Origin of the sequence: Wolbachia endosymbiont of Armadillidium vulgare str. wVulC, from assembly GCF_001027565.1 — a bacterium.
Taxonomy (GTDB): Bacteria; Pseudomonadota; Alphaproteobacteria; order Rickettsiales; family Anaplasmataceae; genus Wolbachia.
In genome coordinates this window covers 1-18079 of the sequence record NZ_ALWU01000004.1, presented here as the reverse complement: position 1 = coordinate 18079, position 18079 = coordinate 1, and the positions used below count along the sequence as shown (strand labels likewise).

General features: G+C 35.2%; 16 protein-coding genes and 1 pseudogene. 10 read left to right on the top strand and 7 right to left on the bottom strand.

Going from position 1 to position 18079, the window contains the following annotated elements:
• Positions 1 to 50 precede the first annotated feature (50 nt).
• The 7 genes from wVul_RS03295 to wVul_RS03260 all read right to left on the bottom strand — a co-directional run bounded on the left by wVul_RS03295 (position 51) and on the right by wVul_RS03260 (position 8464).
• The gene (locus wVul_RS03295; protein ID WP_047759169.1) at positions 51 to 1469 is read right to left on the bottom strand and encodes an AAA family ATPase; all 1419 of its coding nucleotides are present in this window, start codon (positions 1467 to 1469) and stop codon (positions 51 to 53) included.
• An 884-nt stretch (positions 1470 to 2353) separates the two neighbouring features.
• Positions 2354 to 4501: an AAA family ATPase gene (locus wVul_RS03285; protein WP_153295511.1), complete on the bottom strand. Its 2148-nt coding sequence runs from the start codon at positions 4499 to 4501 to the stop codon at positions 2354 to 2356.
• Between the two features lie 42 nt (positions 4502 to 4543).
• Entirely contained in the window at positions 4544 to 5758 is a 1215-nt protein-coding gene (locus wVul_RS03280; RefSeq protein WP_047759167.1) for an AAA family ATPase, read from the bottom strand.
• Positions 5755 to 6258, bottom strand: coding sequence for a hypothetical protein (locus wVul_RS03275; protein WP_047759166.1), 504 nt, complete (start codon positions 6256 to 6258; stop codon positions 5755 to 5757). Before wVul_RS03275 ends, wVul_RS03280 begins: the two co-directional genes overlap by 4 nt.
• A gap of 31 nt (positions 6259 to 6289) precedes the next feature.
• A complete protein-coding gene (locus tag wVul_RS03270) occupies positions 6290 to 7096 on the bottom strand; it encodes an AAA family ATPase (protein ID WP_047759165.1) in 807 nt (268 codons plus the stop codon).
• Positions 7097 to 7119: 23 nt separating this feature from the next.
• Entirely contained in the window at positions 7120 to 7923 is an 804-nt protein-coding gene (locus wVul_RS03265) for an ATP-binding protein (RefSeq protein ID WP_047759164.1), read from the bottom strand.
• A gap of 52 nt (positions 7924 to 7975) precedes the next feature.
• A complete protein-coding gene (locus wVul_RS03260) occupies positions 7976 to 8464 on the bottom strand; it encodes a sigma-70 family RNA polymerase sigma factor (protein ID WP_047759163.1) in 489 nt (162 codons plus the stop codon).
• Between the two features lie 251 nt (positions 8465 to 8715).
• Between wVul_RS03260 and wVul_RS03255 the strand changes: the two genes are divergently transcribed.
• The 10 genes and pseudogenes from wVul_RS03255 to wVul_RS03210 all read left to right on the top strand — a co-directional run.
• Positions 8716 to 9390 (top strand): hypothetical protein, encoded by a 675-nt coding sequence (locus wVul_RS03255; protein ID WP_047759162.1) that lies wholly within the window; start codon positions 8716 to 8718, stop codon positions 9388 to 9390.
• A gap of 6 nt (positions 9391 to 9396) precedes the next feature.
• Positions 9397 to 11325: a DUF4815 domain-containing protein gene (locus wVul_RS03250; RefSeq protein ID WP_047759161.1), complete on the top strand. Its 1929-nt coding sequence runs from the start codon at positions 9397 to 9399 to the stop codon at positions 11323 to 11325.
• An 11-nt stretch (positions 11326 to 11336) separates the two neighbouring features.
• Positions 11337 to 12521, top strand: coding sequence for a hypothetical protein (locus wVul_RS03245; protein ID WP_047759160.1), 1185 nt, complete (start codon positions 11337 to 11339; stop codon positions 12519 to 12521).
• A gap of 4 nt (positions 12522 to 12525) precedes the next feature.
• Positions 12526 to 12720: a hypothetical protein gene (locus wVul_RS03240; RefSeq protein WP_047759159.1), complete on the top strand. Its 195-nt coding sequence runs from the start codon at positions 12526 to 12528 to the stop codon at positions 12718 to 12720.
• Entirely contained in the window at positions 12717 to 14129 is a 1413-nt protein-coding gene (locus wVul_RS03235; protein ID WP_047759158.1) for an SF-assemblin family protein, read from the top strand. Before wVul_RS03240 ends, wVul_RS03235 begins: the two co-directional genes overlap by 4 nt.
• A 20-nt stretch (positions 14130 to 14149) precedes the next feature.
• Positions 14150 to 14713: a hypothetical protein gene (locus wVul_RS03230; RefSeq protein WP_047759182.1), complete on the top strand. Its 564-nt coding sequence runs from the start codon at positions 14150 to 14152 to the stop codon at positions 14711 to 14713.
• A 33-nt stretch (positions 14714 to 14746) separates the two neighbouring features.
• Positions 14747 to 15928 carry a phage tail sheath subtilisin-like domain-containing protein gene (locus wVul_RS03225; RefSeq protein WP_047759157.1) on the top strand — a complete coding sequence of 394 codons (1182 nt, stop codon included), beginning with the start codon at positions 14747 to 14749 and terminating at the stop codon, positions 15926 to 15928.
• An 11-nt stretch (positions 15929 to 15939) separates the two neighbouring features.
• On the top strand, positions 15940 to 16446 hold the full coding sequence (locus wVul_RS03220) for a phage major tail tube protein (RefSeq protein ID WP_047759156.1): 507 nt from the start codon (positions 15940 to 15942) through the stop codon (positions 16444 to 16446).
• Positions 16447 to 16520: 74 nt separating this feature from the next.
• On the top strand, positions 16521 to 16778 hold the full coding sequence (locus wVul_RS03215) for a phage tail assembly protein (RefSeq protein WP_047759155.1): 258 nt from the start codon (positions 16521 to 16523) through the stop codon (positions 16776 to 16778).
• 109 nt (positions 16779 to 16887) lie between these two features.
• A pseudogene (locus tag wVul_RS03210) lies at positions 16888 to 18039 on the top strand (phage tail tape measure protein); the annotation flags it as partial.
• Positions 18040 to 18079 lie beyond the last annotated feature (40 nt).

The following is an 18079-nucleotide window of genomic DNA, read 5'->3' as shown; positions in this document are numbered from 1 at the left end:
AAACTTAAGAATAACTGTAGAAACTACTATTTTTTCAGTCAGAAGAAACATTACTTACAATTCAATAATTTTCCAAAATCAATTATATGTGAAAAGTAACCACTATCTATAACATCATCACTTACATCATTAACGTGGATAAGGACTGGACGACATGAAAAGCCTTTTGGACGATTTAGTGCATCTATTTTCTTTTGTACCTCTTGTATTATTGAATGACCAATTTTATCTTTTGAAAATTTGATTTCGCAAATGTAGAGAGTGTTAAACTTCGTTTGAATCATATAATCAATTTGACAACCTGCACTATTACGCGTTCTTTTCTGAAAAAATGGATTCTCGCTTATTATTCCATCAATTCCTAAGATATTATGTATACTCTTTCTATTGTTCAGCACCAAATTTTCAAATTGAAGCCCAATAATTGTATACCACTCTGGTAAGAACCCTATAGAATAGGTGTCACGACTAATTTTTCCTAGATCTTTTTCGATATATTTTAGATAAAACCTTAAATAATTATCTTGAAGTCTGTATCTCCTGAGTCGTGAATCAGTACCAGTTTTTATACTCCAAGTATGATCTTTTGCAATAAAACCAGCAAGCTCAAGCTCATGTAGATACTCAGAAATGCGTCCATGTCTTACGATATTTAAAGTAGCACAAATTTCTTCTTGTTCTTTAGCTCCAGTAGAAAGAGCTCTGACTATTTGCTTATAAAAAGCCGTTTTTCGCATGAATAAATCTGAGAATATTTGATTAAATTCTTCAACTAAAAACCCACCTTTTGTAAAACAAAGCCTTTTAATATTTTCTTCAGCGCTATGTTTAAAATTTACCTCCTCTAAATACTTTGGAATTCCGCCAGTTACTGCAAGCACCTTAAATTTTTCATATGCTGAAATATTTTTCGGCCAAAATTCATTGCAATCAGAAAGTGATAATTCTCCGAGTGTTAAAGTTAACGATATTCTCCCTACGAAACCAGTGCTGCTAAGTATATTTTTCTCGATCCAGGATGAAGCTGATCCACAAACAACAAAAATTAGCTTGTTATTATTTTTTAGCTGCGTATCCCAAAAATTTTTTATTTTGCCTAAAAAGGTTGGATCTTTTGAGCCCATCCAAGAAATTTCATCAAACAGCAATAATGTTTTTCCTGATAGTAGACGTTCACCAACTGCCCATAGTAAATCGCTCCAGTCATCATACCTAGCAAAAGATGTATTAAATTGTCTAGCAACTTGTCTAGAAAATTCATTAAGTTGGTAGGACATTGTAGTATGCTTTTCTGGTGGCAAACCTATAAAGGAGTAATATTGTTCAAAATACTTACCAAACTCTTGAATTAAACGACTTTTTCCTATACGACGCCTTCCTTTGACTACTACAAAAGATGCAGTATTTTTTTCTGTAAGCTCCAGTAGTTGTTTTAACTCAGTTTGCCTACCAATAAATGATGGAGACATAAAATACGAAATATAAATCTTTGTCTCCGTTATACGCGATAAAATTGGAGACGTAAATAAATAAATTTAGATCTTTGTCTCCATCTTGAACTATTGAAAGGGTTTTGTAGCTTCTGTTTCTTCTTCTATGGCAGTAGCTAGAGACTTTTTTCCTTGATCTACCTCTACAATTTGCTGATTTCATCACTGAGAGTTTTGCAATTAATTGCTCAGAGATTTTAAACAAAAGCTGTTCTACTGACATACTTTGCTATACCGAAATTATGAAAACTGTTTACTTTTTTGAAAAAATATTTTACAATGAATAAAAAACTTGATAAACTAAAGTGAGGTTTTTTTATAACAAGTAAAAGTTTAAAGTAAAAAATAATTTAGAAATACCTCGCAATCGAGTTTTAAGCTATCTTACATGATTAATCTAGGTCTTGGTGGTATAATTACCCTGAAGTTGTAGAATGGCTTTAAAACGCAATTACGGGCCATTTGTTTTTTCTGAGCGTTTTCTTTCATTTCTTTTATCAGATAACTTTGAAAGAGAGCTTTACACATATACATAACTTATTATTGTAAGTAAAAGAGAAACGAACAGAGTAGTATGTTTTAAAGTCATACTACTATATTATTATTATATAATAATAGGAGTTATTCTGAAAATTGAAAACCGTATAAAGTCCTCTATATTCCTAGCTTTTCTCCCTTTTGCTCAGATTGCAGTACCAAAATCTGAAAAATCTCTTAAGTTACTGAAAATATAGCGTTTTTTTAATTATCGCTAAATTCAGATTTTGTAAACTAAGTGAAATCTAATCAAAAACTGGCAAATTCTGAAATCTGAACTGTTTAAATAGTTTATAGTTCTTATAAGTGATTTTACTATTTTGGCTCTAATCGTTGTAAACCCAAACATTTGGATTTTCTACAGGAATAACATCTCCGTATTGTGGTGATTTGTAATCAGTTGGTAAAATTTTCTCATAGATCGTAACTTCCTTGTTTAGCTGATGATCAAACACTTTGCTTCTTTTTTCCATACCTTCAACACAAAGTATTCCATATTTGGTCCTTGCTCCATTTTTGCCTTCTTTATTGAATTTAATATAACCTTTTGTAGCAAGAACATCAATACGATCACGAATGGAATGATTGCTACCAAGTCCTGCTTTATTTTCGAATAACTTACAAAATGAACTAGTTGTATACACATTTCCTTTCCGTGCTTCTTCGTAAATCAATTGTAAAATATTATCGTACCTACGTGAACGCTCTGCATCTAACTTTTGACCATAGTCTTTGTTTACAAGTCTTTGTGATTCATAATCCGTTGTATGCCAGCAATTATTCACTTTATCAACGTATTTTGATGCAATAGCATGACCATTGCGTAACTCAAATATTAGCTGACGACAGCTTTGTTGTTCATTTGGTCTAAACATTATCATTCCTGTAGTATAAAAACTTCGCAATGAACCAGCTCCACTAAAGCTTTGAAAGGGATCTTCTTCTAATGATTTCTTTTGAATCTTTTTTGTATGATGTACTAAAATAACCCCTGCATCTTGATTAGCCAGCTTTCTCAATTTACCAACCCTTTCTTGTAGAAAGAATAACATAGCATTGTTGTCATTTTCACTACTATTCTCGCCGGCATCAAAAATATTGCGTAGTGGATCTATTGCTATTATATCAACTGCATTCGAGCCAAATGAACTTTCTATTTTATCTAAAATAATCTCTATACTATCATCATTTAGAAGTAACTCCACTTGTGGTGTAATAACTAAGTTATATCCAGCAATTTCAAGAAGTTCTTCATTTAGTTTAATCTGCTGAAGACGTTCACGCATATAGTGATAGCCAATTTCAGTTTGTAAGTAAAAGATTTTCAAAGGTCTTGTGGGCATCATGTTCAAAAATGGAACTCCTCCTGCCATATGTAATAACCAAGAAATAAGAAAATCACTTTTTCCAACCTTAGGTGCACCTGCAAACACCAATAGTCCTCCTGGAGTTAAAATTCTTGGAGCTATTATGTCTTTCGGCATTGGTGATTTATCGTTTAAATACTTTATTACTGGAATTGCTGAAAATGAAATGCGACGTCCTGCTTTTTGAACTTTCGAGAATTCCTCGGTAGTTGATAGTTTTTTCACATATGGAACTTGAGGAATTGAAGATAAGAATTTTTCAACATTTATACCTTCTTTCACGCAATCAGCAGCGTCCCAACCCTTTGGTTTATCTTTAGGTATTTCCAAAATGCAAAGTTCTTCAACTCCAAGACAAGTAAGTTTCATAGCAGATTTTTCAGCGTATTTCTTACCTGGTTCATCATTATCTGGCCAAATAATCACATGTTTACCTTTAAGTGGTGTCCAATCTGTTTTATTTGGGTCTGCATTTGCTCCAGACATTGCAGTTGTGGCAGTAATACCTTGCTCTATGAGAGCATTTGCACACTTTTCCCCTTCTACAAGAATAATTTTATCGGACTTTAAAATACCTGGAATATTATATAGTGGCCTTATCTCTGGTGTTCCAAAGTCGGATCTTTTAATATCAAAAGGAAGATATCGCTTTCCATTATCATCATAACGATAGACTCTAACAATAGCTTGGCCGTTTTCATCGTAATAATCCCAATATGCAGTTGGATTACCTGCAGTTTTATCAGTTTTGATCTTTTTAAAATGACCAAGCCATTCAGCTATAGAGTCCATTACTTCAGTAAACTCTGTTCTAGTACTTTTTCTATGCACTTCTGCCCAAAGATCAATTATATCTCCACCTTCTTTTGTTGCAAAATCGTGCCATAGTCCAGCTTCACTACCACTTAATTCTACTACTAGACTCTTTCCTTTATCACCTTGTACATTGCCTACATAAAACTTATCACCACGAAATATCCCTCTTGGTAATAGATAAGAAAGGCATGGTCTGATATTTAACAGAAGCTGAGCTTTAAGTTGTTCTTTTTCTACTAACGGTGCATTTTTTCGTGGAGCTGCAGTATTAAAATCACAATAGATATCCATAAAATTCCCCAATATATTTAAAATTTAACTTATGAAATTCAACTAAGCTGTTTTCCAGTGTCCGTTAACTTCACTGATGAATTTTGTTGGTATGGGTTTTCCATTTTTGAGTTCATACATTACTTGCAGAACATTTCTATGCTGACTAGGTTTAAATATTACTACTCCAGATGTATATAAACTTCTTAAAACATTAGCACCACTCAATGCTTGAAATGGATTCTTTTTTAACGTAGTTGTGGATACTTTTTTGGTATAATGTGTAAAGATTACTCCGGCCATAGGATTAGTTATAGAACGTAGTTTATCAACATCATTTTTCAGAAAAGAGATCATACTCCTATAATCAAAAAGAGAATCTATCACTATAACGTCAACTGTTTTTACATCGAGATTTTCGTACATAATTTCTTTTATTTCTTCCACATTCAAGGTTAGTTTTATTTTTTGAGTGATGACTAAGTTTTCTGTCCCTGCATCAAGGGTTTTCTTGCTGATTCTTAGCTTCTGTAAGCGCTCTCTTATGTAATCATATTCCATTTCATTCTGTAGATAGAATATCTTAAGTGGCTTTGCAGGCTTCATACCAAGAAATGATACTCCAGCAGCTAAATGTACTAACATGGAAAGAAGAAAATTACTTTTTCCGATTTTGGGAGTTCCACCTATGACCAAAAGACCGCCTGGAGTTAATATTCTTGGCCCTATTATATCTTTTGGCATTGGTGATTTATCATTTAAGTAGTGTCTTACAGAAAATGCTTTTTCTCCATTGTTTTGTAACGTGGAATTTTTTTTAGCGTTCAACCACTTTTTGGCAGAATCTATGTTACCTTCAACTAAAGTCCAAAGACTGAGTATGTCTCCCTTCTTTTCTTTATAAATGTCATTCCAATTTCCTGCTTTCTCTCCTTTTATTTCAACTATTATCTTATCTTTACCTAAATTTGCCAGATAGAACCTATCTTGATAAAATTCTCCACCCGGAAGTAAGTAAGATACACATTCTTTTATGTTATCAATTAACAATGATTTAATCTCTTTTTGAGATGAAAAACCCATAAAATTTCCCTCCTTTTTAATCAACATATTCTTTAAACGTTTAGAGTCCAGATTGGCGAGTTCACAAACAGTTTCAAAGGATCGTGATCGAATCCATTTACAAGCCTCTTTTTTAAGTTTTAGGTTCCTTCCTGCTGCATCCTGAAGAGCTCTAGTAATAACAGCAGCCCATAACTTTCCTTCGTCGTACTTCAAAATGGTAACCAGTCAGATTCAATACCATTGTTTTGTTCTGGAGTAACAACTGTAGCAATTCTGTTTCTATCTCCGTATCTACTGTCGGCTTCAATACCAACTTTTGCAGTAAACTCTAACCCGTTAAAATCAGCTATAGAGTTGATTTTTCTAGCAATCACTGCTTTTTCTGAAGTGTCATTTGCATGAATGTTCCGTGCTGACTCTAAAATACTTCTAAGCATAGAACGACCAGATTCTCCCCAAGTATCTTCTCCTTCAACGCTTGCTTTGCCACTTTTAATACCAATTACTTGAAAAATCTTACGTTTTGCATATTGACCTTCAGTGACGGTAAATTCAGCGTTTAAATAGATGCTGCCGGTAGCATAGCTTTTAGTGAACCAATTTTCATAACCTCCAGGCTTTATTGCCATTTTTACCTTGACTATTGTACCTTTCGGTATTAAATTGCTCTGCAGTTTTGCGTTATTAAAATCAGTTAAAAAATCTGTTAGCATATTGTTCCCTATAAATTAAGTAAAAAAAGAATCAACTCCATTGGTCTACAACCTTCCAACGACCATTTATCTTATCGACAAGCTTGCTTGCCACACGTTCACCATTTCGCAGCTCAAACACTATTTGACGGGTAGTGCTTTCTTCATCATGAGCAAACATCACCATGCCAGTGCTATAAAATCCACGTAAAGATCCAGCACCGCTTAAACCTTGAAATGGATCCTCTTCTAGCATCTTTTTGGACAGTTTTTTTGTGTGGTGGGTGAGTATTATGCCCGAATCTGGATTGATAACATTTCTCAGTCTTTCAAGCGTTTTTTGCAAAAAGAATAGCATAGCGCTATTGTCATTTTCATTGCCATATTCACTTGAGTTAAAAATGTTGCGAAGAGGATCGATTGCAATAATATCAGGTTTAAAACGCTCTTTAATAACATTTTTAATTTCATCTATTTCTTCACTGCTGAAAGATAATTGTACTCTTGGTGTAATGATTAAGTTATTGGCAGCTATATTCAAAAGTTCGTTATCCAGTTGAAGTTGTTGCAACCGTTCTTTCATATATTCATATTCAATTTCAGTTTGCATGTAGAAAATTTTCAAAGGTCTATTTGGTGTCATACCAAGAAACGATCTACCAGCAGCCATATGAACGAGCCAAGAGATCAAAAAGTCGCTTTTGCCAATCTTAGGAGGGCCACCCAGTACCAATAAGCCTCTTTTTGTTAAAATTCTTGGTGAGATTATATCTTCTGGTATTGGCGATTGATCATTCAAGTATTCTTTCACACTGAAAAAGGGAATTTTTTGACCGATATTGAAAAAGCTTTGTTCCATAATAATTGTTCTCCAATTTTTAATTAAGCAATAGGAGCCAAAGTTTTGGCTTTAATTTTCGCAAGTAATTTACCCAAATGTGGTTCTTCAACCATATTCAGGCAGCCACTTCGATCTTTAGCTGGATATCCCCAAGAGTTAATAGTTTGACAGACAAATAAACGTTTCTCTGTACCATCATCTTTCTTGATTCCAACCATACTAATTACTTCATCAACAATACCTGGAATTTCACTAGCAGTTTTAGCTCCTTCACATTGAGGCAGCCATGTTGAACGATTGCAGTCATCGAGATATTGACCTAACGTGCCAACTATGATGATGTCTTTATCTCTGATGTGTTGAAACTGATTGAGCCATGCCATCATCTCTTGCGCAAGTATTCCGTAAGCAGCTCTCATGTCTTGCTTTCCACTTCTCTCAGAAAAAGCTTCCGGTTGCATTTTTGCCCATAAGAGACAAAGACGTGATGCTACAGTGATGCTATCAATAAAAATACATCGATATTTAGAAAACTCTTCATTGTATTTACTTGATACGTGCTCATAGTGTTTTTGACTATACGCCTGATCAGATTTTAGTGCAGGGTTCGGACCACCAATTAGGCAGGCAATATCCCGAGCTTGATTCCAAGTACGAACACTAATTGAATCTCCCTGCCAATCTTGAACAGCAAGCAGACCTGCTTCAAAGTCAAGACATAGTGTTGGTTCACTTATAGTCTTTAAGAGACTGGTTTTACCAATACCGTAAGGACCAAAAATTACTACTTTTATGCCTGTAGTTGTTTTCAATCTTTCATTATTGTTTAAAATTTTAAAAGTCATTTATTCACCTCAATGGTATATGTTATATATTCAGGAAAGGTAGAATTTATGTTCAATTTTTCTTTTTGCCCTTGTAGTAGATGGAAGAGAGTTTTATACGTATTTTTCTTACCATAGTATTTAAAGTAGTTCTTGATATGTTGTTCATCTTAGCAACTTCATATAAGTTAAAGTACTTGAGTTGCTCGCATATCTTTTGCATCTTTCTTGGTAGTGTTGAAATCATGTAATCTACATCAGTACGTTTCGCTACTTCATCTTCAAAAGCTTCTGTTTTCTCAATATTGACATAGTTATTAATATTGCGCTTCATACATAGTTGTTTCTCCAATAAGTTATTGGCACGACGTTCAGTTAATCTTGCTACAAAAGTGTTAAAGCTACCTTTACTTTCATCATATCTATCAAGATAAGTCCAAATTTCACAGAAAAGTTCTTGCTCAAGATCTTCATGAGTTTCATGAGTAAAGCATTCAAAAAGTTTTAATCTCCTAGCTTGATACCGTATATTTTGAACAACTATGGCAGTTTTTAGTTTCATAACTTTTCCCTAAAACAATTAATGCTTTAAGGATGAGAACCTATAGGTCCACTTTGTAGGACAGGGACAAAAATAAATAATACAGATGCAATTTTTAAACTACTGATATTCAATTACTTTTCTTCAAGAATAATACACATCCAAATTTAAATAATACTGCAACAAAAAATTAGGCAAAAATTCATTTTTTTTGGACAAAAATTTTCCAAATCCTGAATATATATTATATAAGCCTTTCAAACTCATCACAGGTGTCAATTCTTACACAGTCAGGAAGAGCAGCAATAGCAGCCAGCATAAAAAAGCAATCTATCCATCTTGCTTGGGGTAGTGGTGATGCCAATTGGGAAAGTAGCCATCAGGTCAAAAAAGTTTTTGTTGAGGGTGAAATAGCTCTAGATCACCACACTATTAAAGATGTAAGGGTTTTTACAGGGCAAACAGTGTATCAGCCAAATATAGTTGATAGCAGTAGTGGTGTAATAAAACGTACGGAAAATAGCTCTATCACGGCAAATAGTGCAGTTACTGTAGAATATAGTGAAAGCACACCACCAGAGCTGATAACTTCTGAAAAACTGCTCAATGAGCTTGGCAGACGTACTGCAGATGAGGTTCTCTTTTGCACAGGTGATGAGAATGGAGAGCTTTTGACTCCAACAGGGAGGTTTAGGTCCTCAAATGTACCAACCAATAATTTGTACCTTAAATTTACTTTCGATTTCACGGATGCAGCAAATCAAGTTATCAGGGGGCTTGGGGTTATGGTTGGTACTAAAGTAAAAAAAGAATTACCTAGAGGACAGAGATATTTTGAACCAAAAGACGTGGAAAATCCGGGAATTTTGTTAGTTTTAGAACATACAGTACCACTTATTAGAACTGCAGCAACCCGGGAAACTTTTTCATTTATTGTAACTTTTTGAAACAAAATGACCCTAAATAGTTATTATAACCGCTTTAATCCTGACAAAGAATACGAAAAAAGCTTATTTCTTGCTGGAAGAGGTCTACAGTCTGCAGAATTAAACGAAACTCAGGAGTATGCTCTCTCTAAGCTTAAAGGCATAGGTGATGCAATATTTCGTGATGGTGATGTTATAACAGGAAGCAATTGTATTATAGATGCAGAAACTGGTAAAGTTACACTTGAAGGAGGAAAAATCTATCTTCGTGGTGCAGTTAGAAAAGTTGAAAAAGAAGAGTTTGTTATTCCTCTTAATACTATAGTTCGCATAGGTGTTTATTATCTAGAATCTACGATTACAGAACTTGAGGACGAAAATCTTCGTGATCCTGCTGTTGGTACACGTAATTATCAAGAAGTAGGGGCAGCAAGGCTTAAAGTTTCCACCATTTGGAAGCTCGAAGGTGTTTCTCCACGTTTTTCTGAAGGAGAGTTTTATCCAATCTATAACATTGAAAATGGAGTATTGATAGAACATTCACCGCCACCACAAGCAAACATAGTAACTACCGCTCTTGCTCGTTATGACAAAGAAGCCAATGGTTCCTACGTCGTAAATGGTCTTGAAGTAATGTTCCTGCAAAAGGAAGAGGGAGAAGGAGGAAAAAAAATATTTGTGATTAATGAGGGCAAAGCTCATGTTGATGGCTATGAGATTGAACTTCCTCACAGTATTCGTGTTTCTTTTGATGAAGATCCGGATATAAAATCAGTTGAATCAGAACCACATACTTTTCAGCCAAATAGCCAAAGAGTAATGGAACTGAAGGTTAATGATTTTCCAATAAGTGAAATTAAAAAAGTAGATATAACTGTTCAAAAAACCATTACCATTACTCATGGTTCATATTCAGGAGCTGTTGATCCGATACCTGACTCTGCAGTACTTGAGATTATTCAAGTTAAACAAGGCAATGTTATTTATGAAAATAGTATAGATTACAAACTAAACGCAGGAAACGTTGATTGGTCATTACCTGGTAAAGAACCAGCTCCTGGAAGTAGTTACCTGATAACCTATCGCTGCCGCACTCATATAAGCCCTGAAGATATAAGCGAAGAGGGATGTAAAGTAAAAGGAGCAGTTGATAACAGCTTGGTTCTGATTGATTACACCTGGAAAATGCCACGCTATGATTTAATTACTATCGATAGCAAAGGAGCAGTAAGGAGAATAAAAGGTATAGCTCACCCTTGGCGACCATCAATGCCTAAAGCACCTAGCGGACAACTTTTGCTCTGCTACATTCATCAGACATGGAAAAACGGAGAAAAAGAAGGGGTAAAAATAGTGAATAATGCTATTCATGCTGTACCGATGAATGAGCTTGAAGCAATGAAAAAAGGAATAAATGATCTTTATGCGCTGGTTGCAGAGGAACGTCTACGCAGTGATGCAAATTCAAGAGAACCTACCACCAAAAAAGGAGTATTTGTTGATTCATTCTTTGATGATGATATGCGCGATCAAGGAATTTCGCAGTCTGCAGCGATAGTAAACAAGGAACTAATTTTACCAATAGATGTAACTATTGCTGATATTGATGGAGGAGAAAAAACTTATTTGTTGCCGTATGAACTTGAACCGGTACTGGAGCAGCTTTTACAGACCAAAGGAGAAAAGATCAATCCATATCAAGCTTTTGATCCAGTCCCGGCACAAATTACTCTAAATAAAAACATTGACCACTGGACAGAGGTTACCACGAATTGGAAAAGTCCAGTAACTAGAGTGTTTAATACTAGAGAAACAACAGAGCTATTGTCAAGTAATTCTTATGAAACTGAATTTATGCGAGAAGCAGTACAGAATTTTGAGATCGAAGGTTTTGAGCCAAATGAAAAGCTCAAGGAGGTGAAGTTCGATGGTATCTTCATTCAGCCTACTGCGTAAGAGGTAAAAATATGCTCACAGCTAACAACCAGGGAAAATTAAAAGGAAGATTTACCGTTCCTGCTAATATTCCAGCAGGTACTAAATTAGTACAATTTTATGGGGATAAAGGAAGCTATGGAGAGACAACTTATACTGGTAAAAAAACTATTACCATAGAAGAGAGAAGAAGAGTTATCGCAGCAAGAAGAATTGACCCTTTAGCCCAAACATTTACTTTAAATGAGAGCAGACACATAGGAGGTCTAGATTTATGGTTCACAAATAGCGGCAAAAAACGTGTTGTTGTGCAGATTAGAGAAACAGCAGTGGGAATGCCCTCGCAGACTGTCATTGCTGAAAGTTATATTGAGCCAAAAGATATAAAGATAGATGGCACAGCAACATGTATAGAATGGCCACCAGTGTTTTGCCATGCAGGAGAGGAGTATGCAATAGTACTGCTTACTGATGATCCTGGTACTGCAGTAAAAATAGCAGAGCTTGGCAAATATGATGCAGTAAATAGCCGTTGGGTAACAAGTCAGCCATATCAAGTAGGAGTATTACTTTCATCTAGCAATGCAAGCACCTGGACTCCACATCAAAATTTAGATTTAACGTTTCGATTACTAGCTGCAAAATTTAGCGAAAATTCTCACGTTATTGATCTTGGTAAAGTTACAGCAAACAATACTTCAGATTTAATTATTTTGACGAACGTCGAAAAAGTAGCATTTGATACCAATGTAGAATTTATCTTAACAGATGAGGAGGGAAGAGAAAACTTTTTGCCTGATAACTTACCGCTCGCACTGTGTGAAAGAATAAATGGGGAATTAACGGTAAAAGCAAGCCTAAAAGGAGGGCGAGAAAAAAGTCCAGTGCTATATCCTGGGTTACAGCTAGTTATGGGTAATATAGGGGAAAAAGGAGATTATGTAACTAGGAGCATTACAGCAGGAGCTAACACTAAGATTACCATAACATATGATGCGCTGATACCTGGCACTGCAGATGTTAAAGCATATGTACAAAAAAACGTGGATTGGCAATTAGTAAATTTAACATCAGGAAAACCAATTGGAGAAAGCTGGGTGGAGAGAACTCATGTACTATCAAATTTTAGTGCTAATGAGACGAGGGTAAAATTGGTTTTAAGTGGAACGGTTGTTTATCGCCCTAAAGTCAAAAATCTACGAATCATTGTCACGTAGCAGAATGTCAGATGATAAAACAAGCAGAGGATATTCACTACCTCATCCAGAAAACATTGCTGTGCAGGATGTTGTTCGTATCCGTACTACAATTGAGAAAATAGATGAAGATATTGCTAAAAGAGAGAATGAGCACAATCAGCTTAAAAGTAATTTTGAGCGGTTTAACTTTGAAACTTTTTTAAATTTTTGGAAATGAAAGAAGCAATATACCAAAGGATAAAGGATTTAGCAGCAAACAGCACACCTGATCAACTGGCATATCTTGCAAAATCCCTGGAATTGATAATAGATAAAAAAGCAATTTCCAACGTTGTGCAGATGATTGAAGTAAAAGGAATAATTGATGCGCTACAAAAAAGACTTAAGGATTTAGCAGCAAATAGTACACCAGATCAGCTTGCATATCTTGCTAAGGCATTGGAATCAATAGTCGACAAAAGTGCGGTTTCTGAAATTGTGCAGATGACTGATGGTAAGCTAAAAGAACTTCTTGATAGTGCAAAAAAACACTTAACTGATCTGGATAATAAAAAAGCTAGTTCTTTAGCAGTGATCTCTGAATCAGAGAAGCAGTTATTAAAGAGAATTGATGAAAAAGGAACAACAAATTTATCACTACTTGATACGAGAAAGAATGTCAATATTGCAGCAATAAATAGTATTAGCAACAGTCATAAAGATGGTCTTAAAGGTTTAGTAGAAGATTTTCGTGCTGTTAATAATGTACCATCTGGCTCATCAATTATAGGAGAAATAGAAACTCGAATTGAAAACATCTCTAATGAGGTAAAAACTCGGGATGAACAGTTAAAAGCGTCTCTTATAAATGAAATAAGAAAGCGCAACATGGTTGAACCTGGAGCATTACCTTTCTTATTTGGTGTACTTGGCAGAAAAAATAATTATTTTGGCCACGGAACTTTTATGACAGAGCTTGGAAAGTGGAGTAGTGATATAACAAAAACCGACTACATGTTGCAACTACTTGCAGGTAGCCATACATACGATACAGATTACGTTAGTTTTTATCGGCCAAGACAACTCAGTTTTATAGAGGGAAATAAAGGAACATTTATTTACGGAGAGTTATACACAAACAGTTTTTCGAGTAGTCATGATTCAATATATTACTATCCATATGCTGCACTGGGAGTAATGTTTGTAAAAAATACCACAAGTAGTGATATAACAAGAACATTAAACTTTGTTGGTACATCTTATTGGAGTTCAGGATACGAAGGAGCAGGAGCATTTGTGGGAACACCTGATAATACCAATAAATCGAGGATTTCAAAAATAACATGGAAAAATGTTTACCAATACACGAGTTCGAGTAGCAGATTTGCTGGATCTGGAAATGTAGAAATTCCAGCAGGAAAAACAGTTGCAGTGTTACTGTATACATCATCTTATCTAGATAGCAGAGGAAAAGTTAGTGAAGGTATGCTTTCAGGTAATGTGTATATCTATAGCCAATTTATCCAGTGGGGAATATGTAACATACGTAGTAATTTTCTGACCACAGAACTTGAGGTAGATGTAGAGAGAACACTAAGAGCTTGGCAATGTCCTGGGTTATCTAGCACACATGAGATTTGGCAGTAAATCAAATAGGGAGAAAAACTGTGAGCATTTACATACGTTTTGAAAATAACAAACAAGTAGAAACAACAACGCTTAAAAATAAACCAGAGGGTGAAAATTGGTATGAAGCGCCAAAGAATTTTAATTGGCAAAAGAGTTATTGTTTAACAGAAGGAGAGAAAATTGTTGAAAGGAATAAGGAAGATATTGAGCTGGAATTATTGCAAAATGCGAAGTTTTCTGCACTTTCTAATCTTCGTGCTTATTATGATAACTATACTAACCAATACACAGGACATTCTCATCAGAAGTCTAAGTCGTATCAAATACAAGCAAAAGCCGCAGAAAACATTTTAGCAGCGCCAGAATCTATAAATAAGAAAGATGCAGAAATTATAGAGCCTTTAACAAAAGTACGAGGAATTTCAATAGTTGAAATGGCTAAACTAATCCAGGACAAAGTAGAAAGAGCGAAAAAAGCAATAATCAAATGTGAAGAATTGGTGGATATAGCTGAAAGGGAAATCGGTGAAGCTAAAAGTAAAGAAGAGCTGCAAACTTTGCTAGATGATTGTAAACAAAAAATGCAAAACCTAGAAAGTTAAATTCTTTTCAAAAATCAGCGTACAAGGAAAAAAATGCCAGAACAATTTTTACATGGTGTAAATGTTATTGAGGTAACCTCAGGGGCCAAGGTAGTACGCACAGCTAAATCATCAGTGATAGGTGTAATTGGTACTGCACCTGAAGCTGATGAGCAAAAATTTCCACTGAATAAACCAGTACTAATAGCAGGAAGCTTAAAAGAAGCAGCAAAACTTGGAAAGAGTGGCAGTTTACCTTCTGCAGTAAATGGAATATCTTCCCAAATTGGTGCAACAGTAGTGGTTATTCGAGTTGAAGAAAGTGACAACAGTGATCAAAAGCTCAAAGAAAGTGAAACTATTCAAAATATAATTGGTGGAGTTGATAAAGAAACCGGAGAATATCAGGGAATTGAGGCATTTCTCAGTAGTGAAAGTATAGTTCATGTGCTACCTAGAATACTAATTGCACCTCAGTTTACTCATCAATTGCCTGAATCTGAAAATCCTAAAAACCCAGTAGTAGCAGCTTTGATAGGAGTGGCAGAAAAGCTAAGAGCAGTAATAGTAGCAGATGGACCAAATACTAATGATGAAGAAGCAATCAAATGGCGAAAGAGCATTGGCAGCTCAAGAGTTTACGTAATTGATCCTTGGGTTAAGGTATTTGAAGGGGAAGAAAAACCGGCAAGCCCATTTGTAGCTGGTTTGATAGCCAAAGTAGATAGTGAACAAGGATTTTGGCACTCACCCTCAAATAAAGAAATAAACGGTATTATTGGAACAAGCAGGCCTATTGATTTCACCCTTGGTGATGTAAATTGTAGAGCAAACCACTTAAATGAAAATGAAGTAACAACGATAATTCATCAAAATGGCTATAGGCTTTGGGGAAATAGGACATGTTCAAACGATGCGAAATGGGCTTTTCTATCAGTGAGGCGTACTGCAGATTTAATTAACGATAGTTTACTTCGAGCTCATCTCTGGGCAGTTGATCGCAATATTACCAAAACTTATATAGATGATGTGATTGAGGGGGTGAATTCTTATTTGGCTAATTTAAAAGCCCAAGGAGCGATTATCAGTGGAAAATGTTACGCAACTTCAGAATTAAACACACCAGCAAACATCGCAAGCGGAAAAGTGTCTTTTGATTTTGAGTTTACACCGCCATATCCAGCTGAGCAAATAATATTCAGATCCCATCTTGTAAATAATAGTGTAATAAGTTAGGAGAAAGCGAAGTGTTACCCAAAATACTGAGAAATTTTAACGTATTTGTAGATGGTCGTGGTTATGCAGGAAAAATAGATGAAATAACGCTACCAAAGCTTACCATAAAAACAGAGGAGTACCGTGCTGGTGGTATGGATATTCCAATAAATATTGACATGGGCATGGAAAAGCTTGAAGCAGATTTCACTTTTTCTGAATACGATACAGAGCTCTTTCGGCTATTTGGGTTGATAAATGGAAATTCAGTAGCTTTGACGCTCCGTGGTGGAATGCAAGGGAGTGGTAGTAACGATATTGAAGCTGTAGTAATCAATCTCAGAGGCATATTCAAAGAATTTGATTTTGGTAGCTGGAAACCTGCTGAAAAAGCAACGCTGAAGTGTACTGTAGCTGCCCATTACTATAAACTTACTATCGGTGGCAATGAGCTGATAGAAATCGATGCTGAAAACATGATCCGTAAGATTAACGGTGTTGATCAGATGGCATTACTTCAGACGGTGCTTGGAATATGAAGATTTTTAGAATTCTATTTTTTAGATGTTGATCAAAAACGTTTTACAAGATTTTATTTTTTTAGGAGAATTTTATGAAAACTATAACACTTAATAACCCAATAACAGTTGATGGAATTTCTGTCTCAGAACTTACTATTAGACGTCCAAAAGTTAGAGACTATTTAGCAATAGAACGTATTAGTGGTAGCGATCTAAGTAAGGAAGTAACTTTGACTGCCAATTTGACATCAGCTGCAAAAGAAGCGATTGAAGAGTTAGATATTGCTGATTATGTGAAAGTGCAAGAGGTATTAAAGGATTTTTTTTCACCAATTATCCAAAAAACTTGAGATTAGAAATACTAGCGCTTGGCTCTATCATAGGTGGTGGAGTTGAGCACATTCTTGATATGGAGATTAGTGAGTTTATTTTATGGAGCAAATTAGCTAGGGAGTTCAAATGTCAGTATTATCGATAAAAATAGGTGCGGTACTTGATGGCAGTTTTAATACTGTAATAAAGGGAAGTAGTAGTCAACTTACCCGCCTTGGTGAGAATATAAGAAAGCTTGACTCATCTTTAAAATCAGTATCAAAGTTTAAGCAGTTGGGTCATGATGTTTTGACTAGCAGGAGGTCGTGGAAGGGCTTTGAAGATCAAGTAAAATCTTTAGCTAAACAAATGAAAGAGGTAGAGAAACCGAGCAAAACTTTAAAAGCTGAATTTGATAAAGCTAAATTTTCTGCAACAAAAGCAAAAGAAGCATACTTAAAAAAGAGAGATGCTTTACATTCATTCAATGAAGAAGTAAGGAAAAGTGGAAGAAATATTAAGTCATTAGTAAGTGATCAATATAAACTTGGCTCTTCTATTGAAGTACTAAAAGGTAAGTATGGTAAGCTTGGGTCTGCAATACGTAGTCACCAAAGTTTTTTAGCAAGCAAAGCACATTTTAAGTCACAAATTATAGAGACTGTTGGACTAGGTCTTTCGCTTGCAGCGCCAATTAAAGTTGCGATTGATTTTGAAAGTGCTATGGCCGATGTTAAGAAGGTAGTAAAGTTTGATAGTAAAAAAGACGAAGTAACTAAATTTGCTGAAGGGTTAAAAAAAATGTCAAGGGAAATACCATTATCAGCTGCAGAATTAGCACAAATAGCTGCAAGTGGTGGTCAACTTGGTATCAAGAAAGAAGATCTTTTTAAGTTTACAGAAACAGTGGCAAAAATGTCAACAGCATTTGATATGTCTGCAGAGCAAGCAGGCGATTCCATAGCTAAACTCTCTAACGTTTATGGAATTGATGTTAGTGAAATGGAGCATGTTGGTAATGTAATCAACCACTTATCAGATAACACTGCTGCTAAAGCAAAAGACATGGTTGAAGCTCTAGCAATAGTTGGTGGTACTGCAAAGCAGTTTGGATTAAAGTTTGAACAAACAAGCAGTTTAGTAAATGCTTTCATTAGTTTAGGCAAACAACCAGCAAAAGCTGCAACTGCTATAAATGCACTGCTTAGCAAACTTCAAACTGCTGAAGGTCAAGGAAAAGAATTCAAAGCAGCACTAGAAGAAATGGGCATAACCGCGGAAGAAATGGTACAAAGGATCAGGGTACCGAGCTCGAGTTGTAATCAGTCATAGCGTTCCT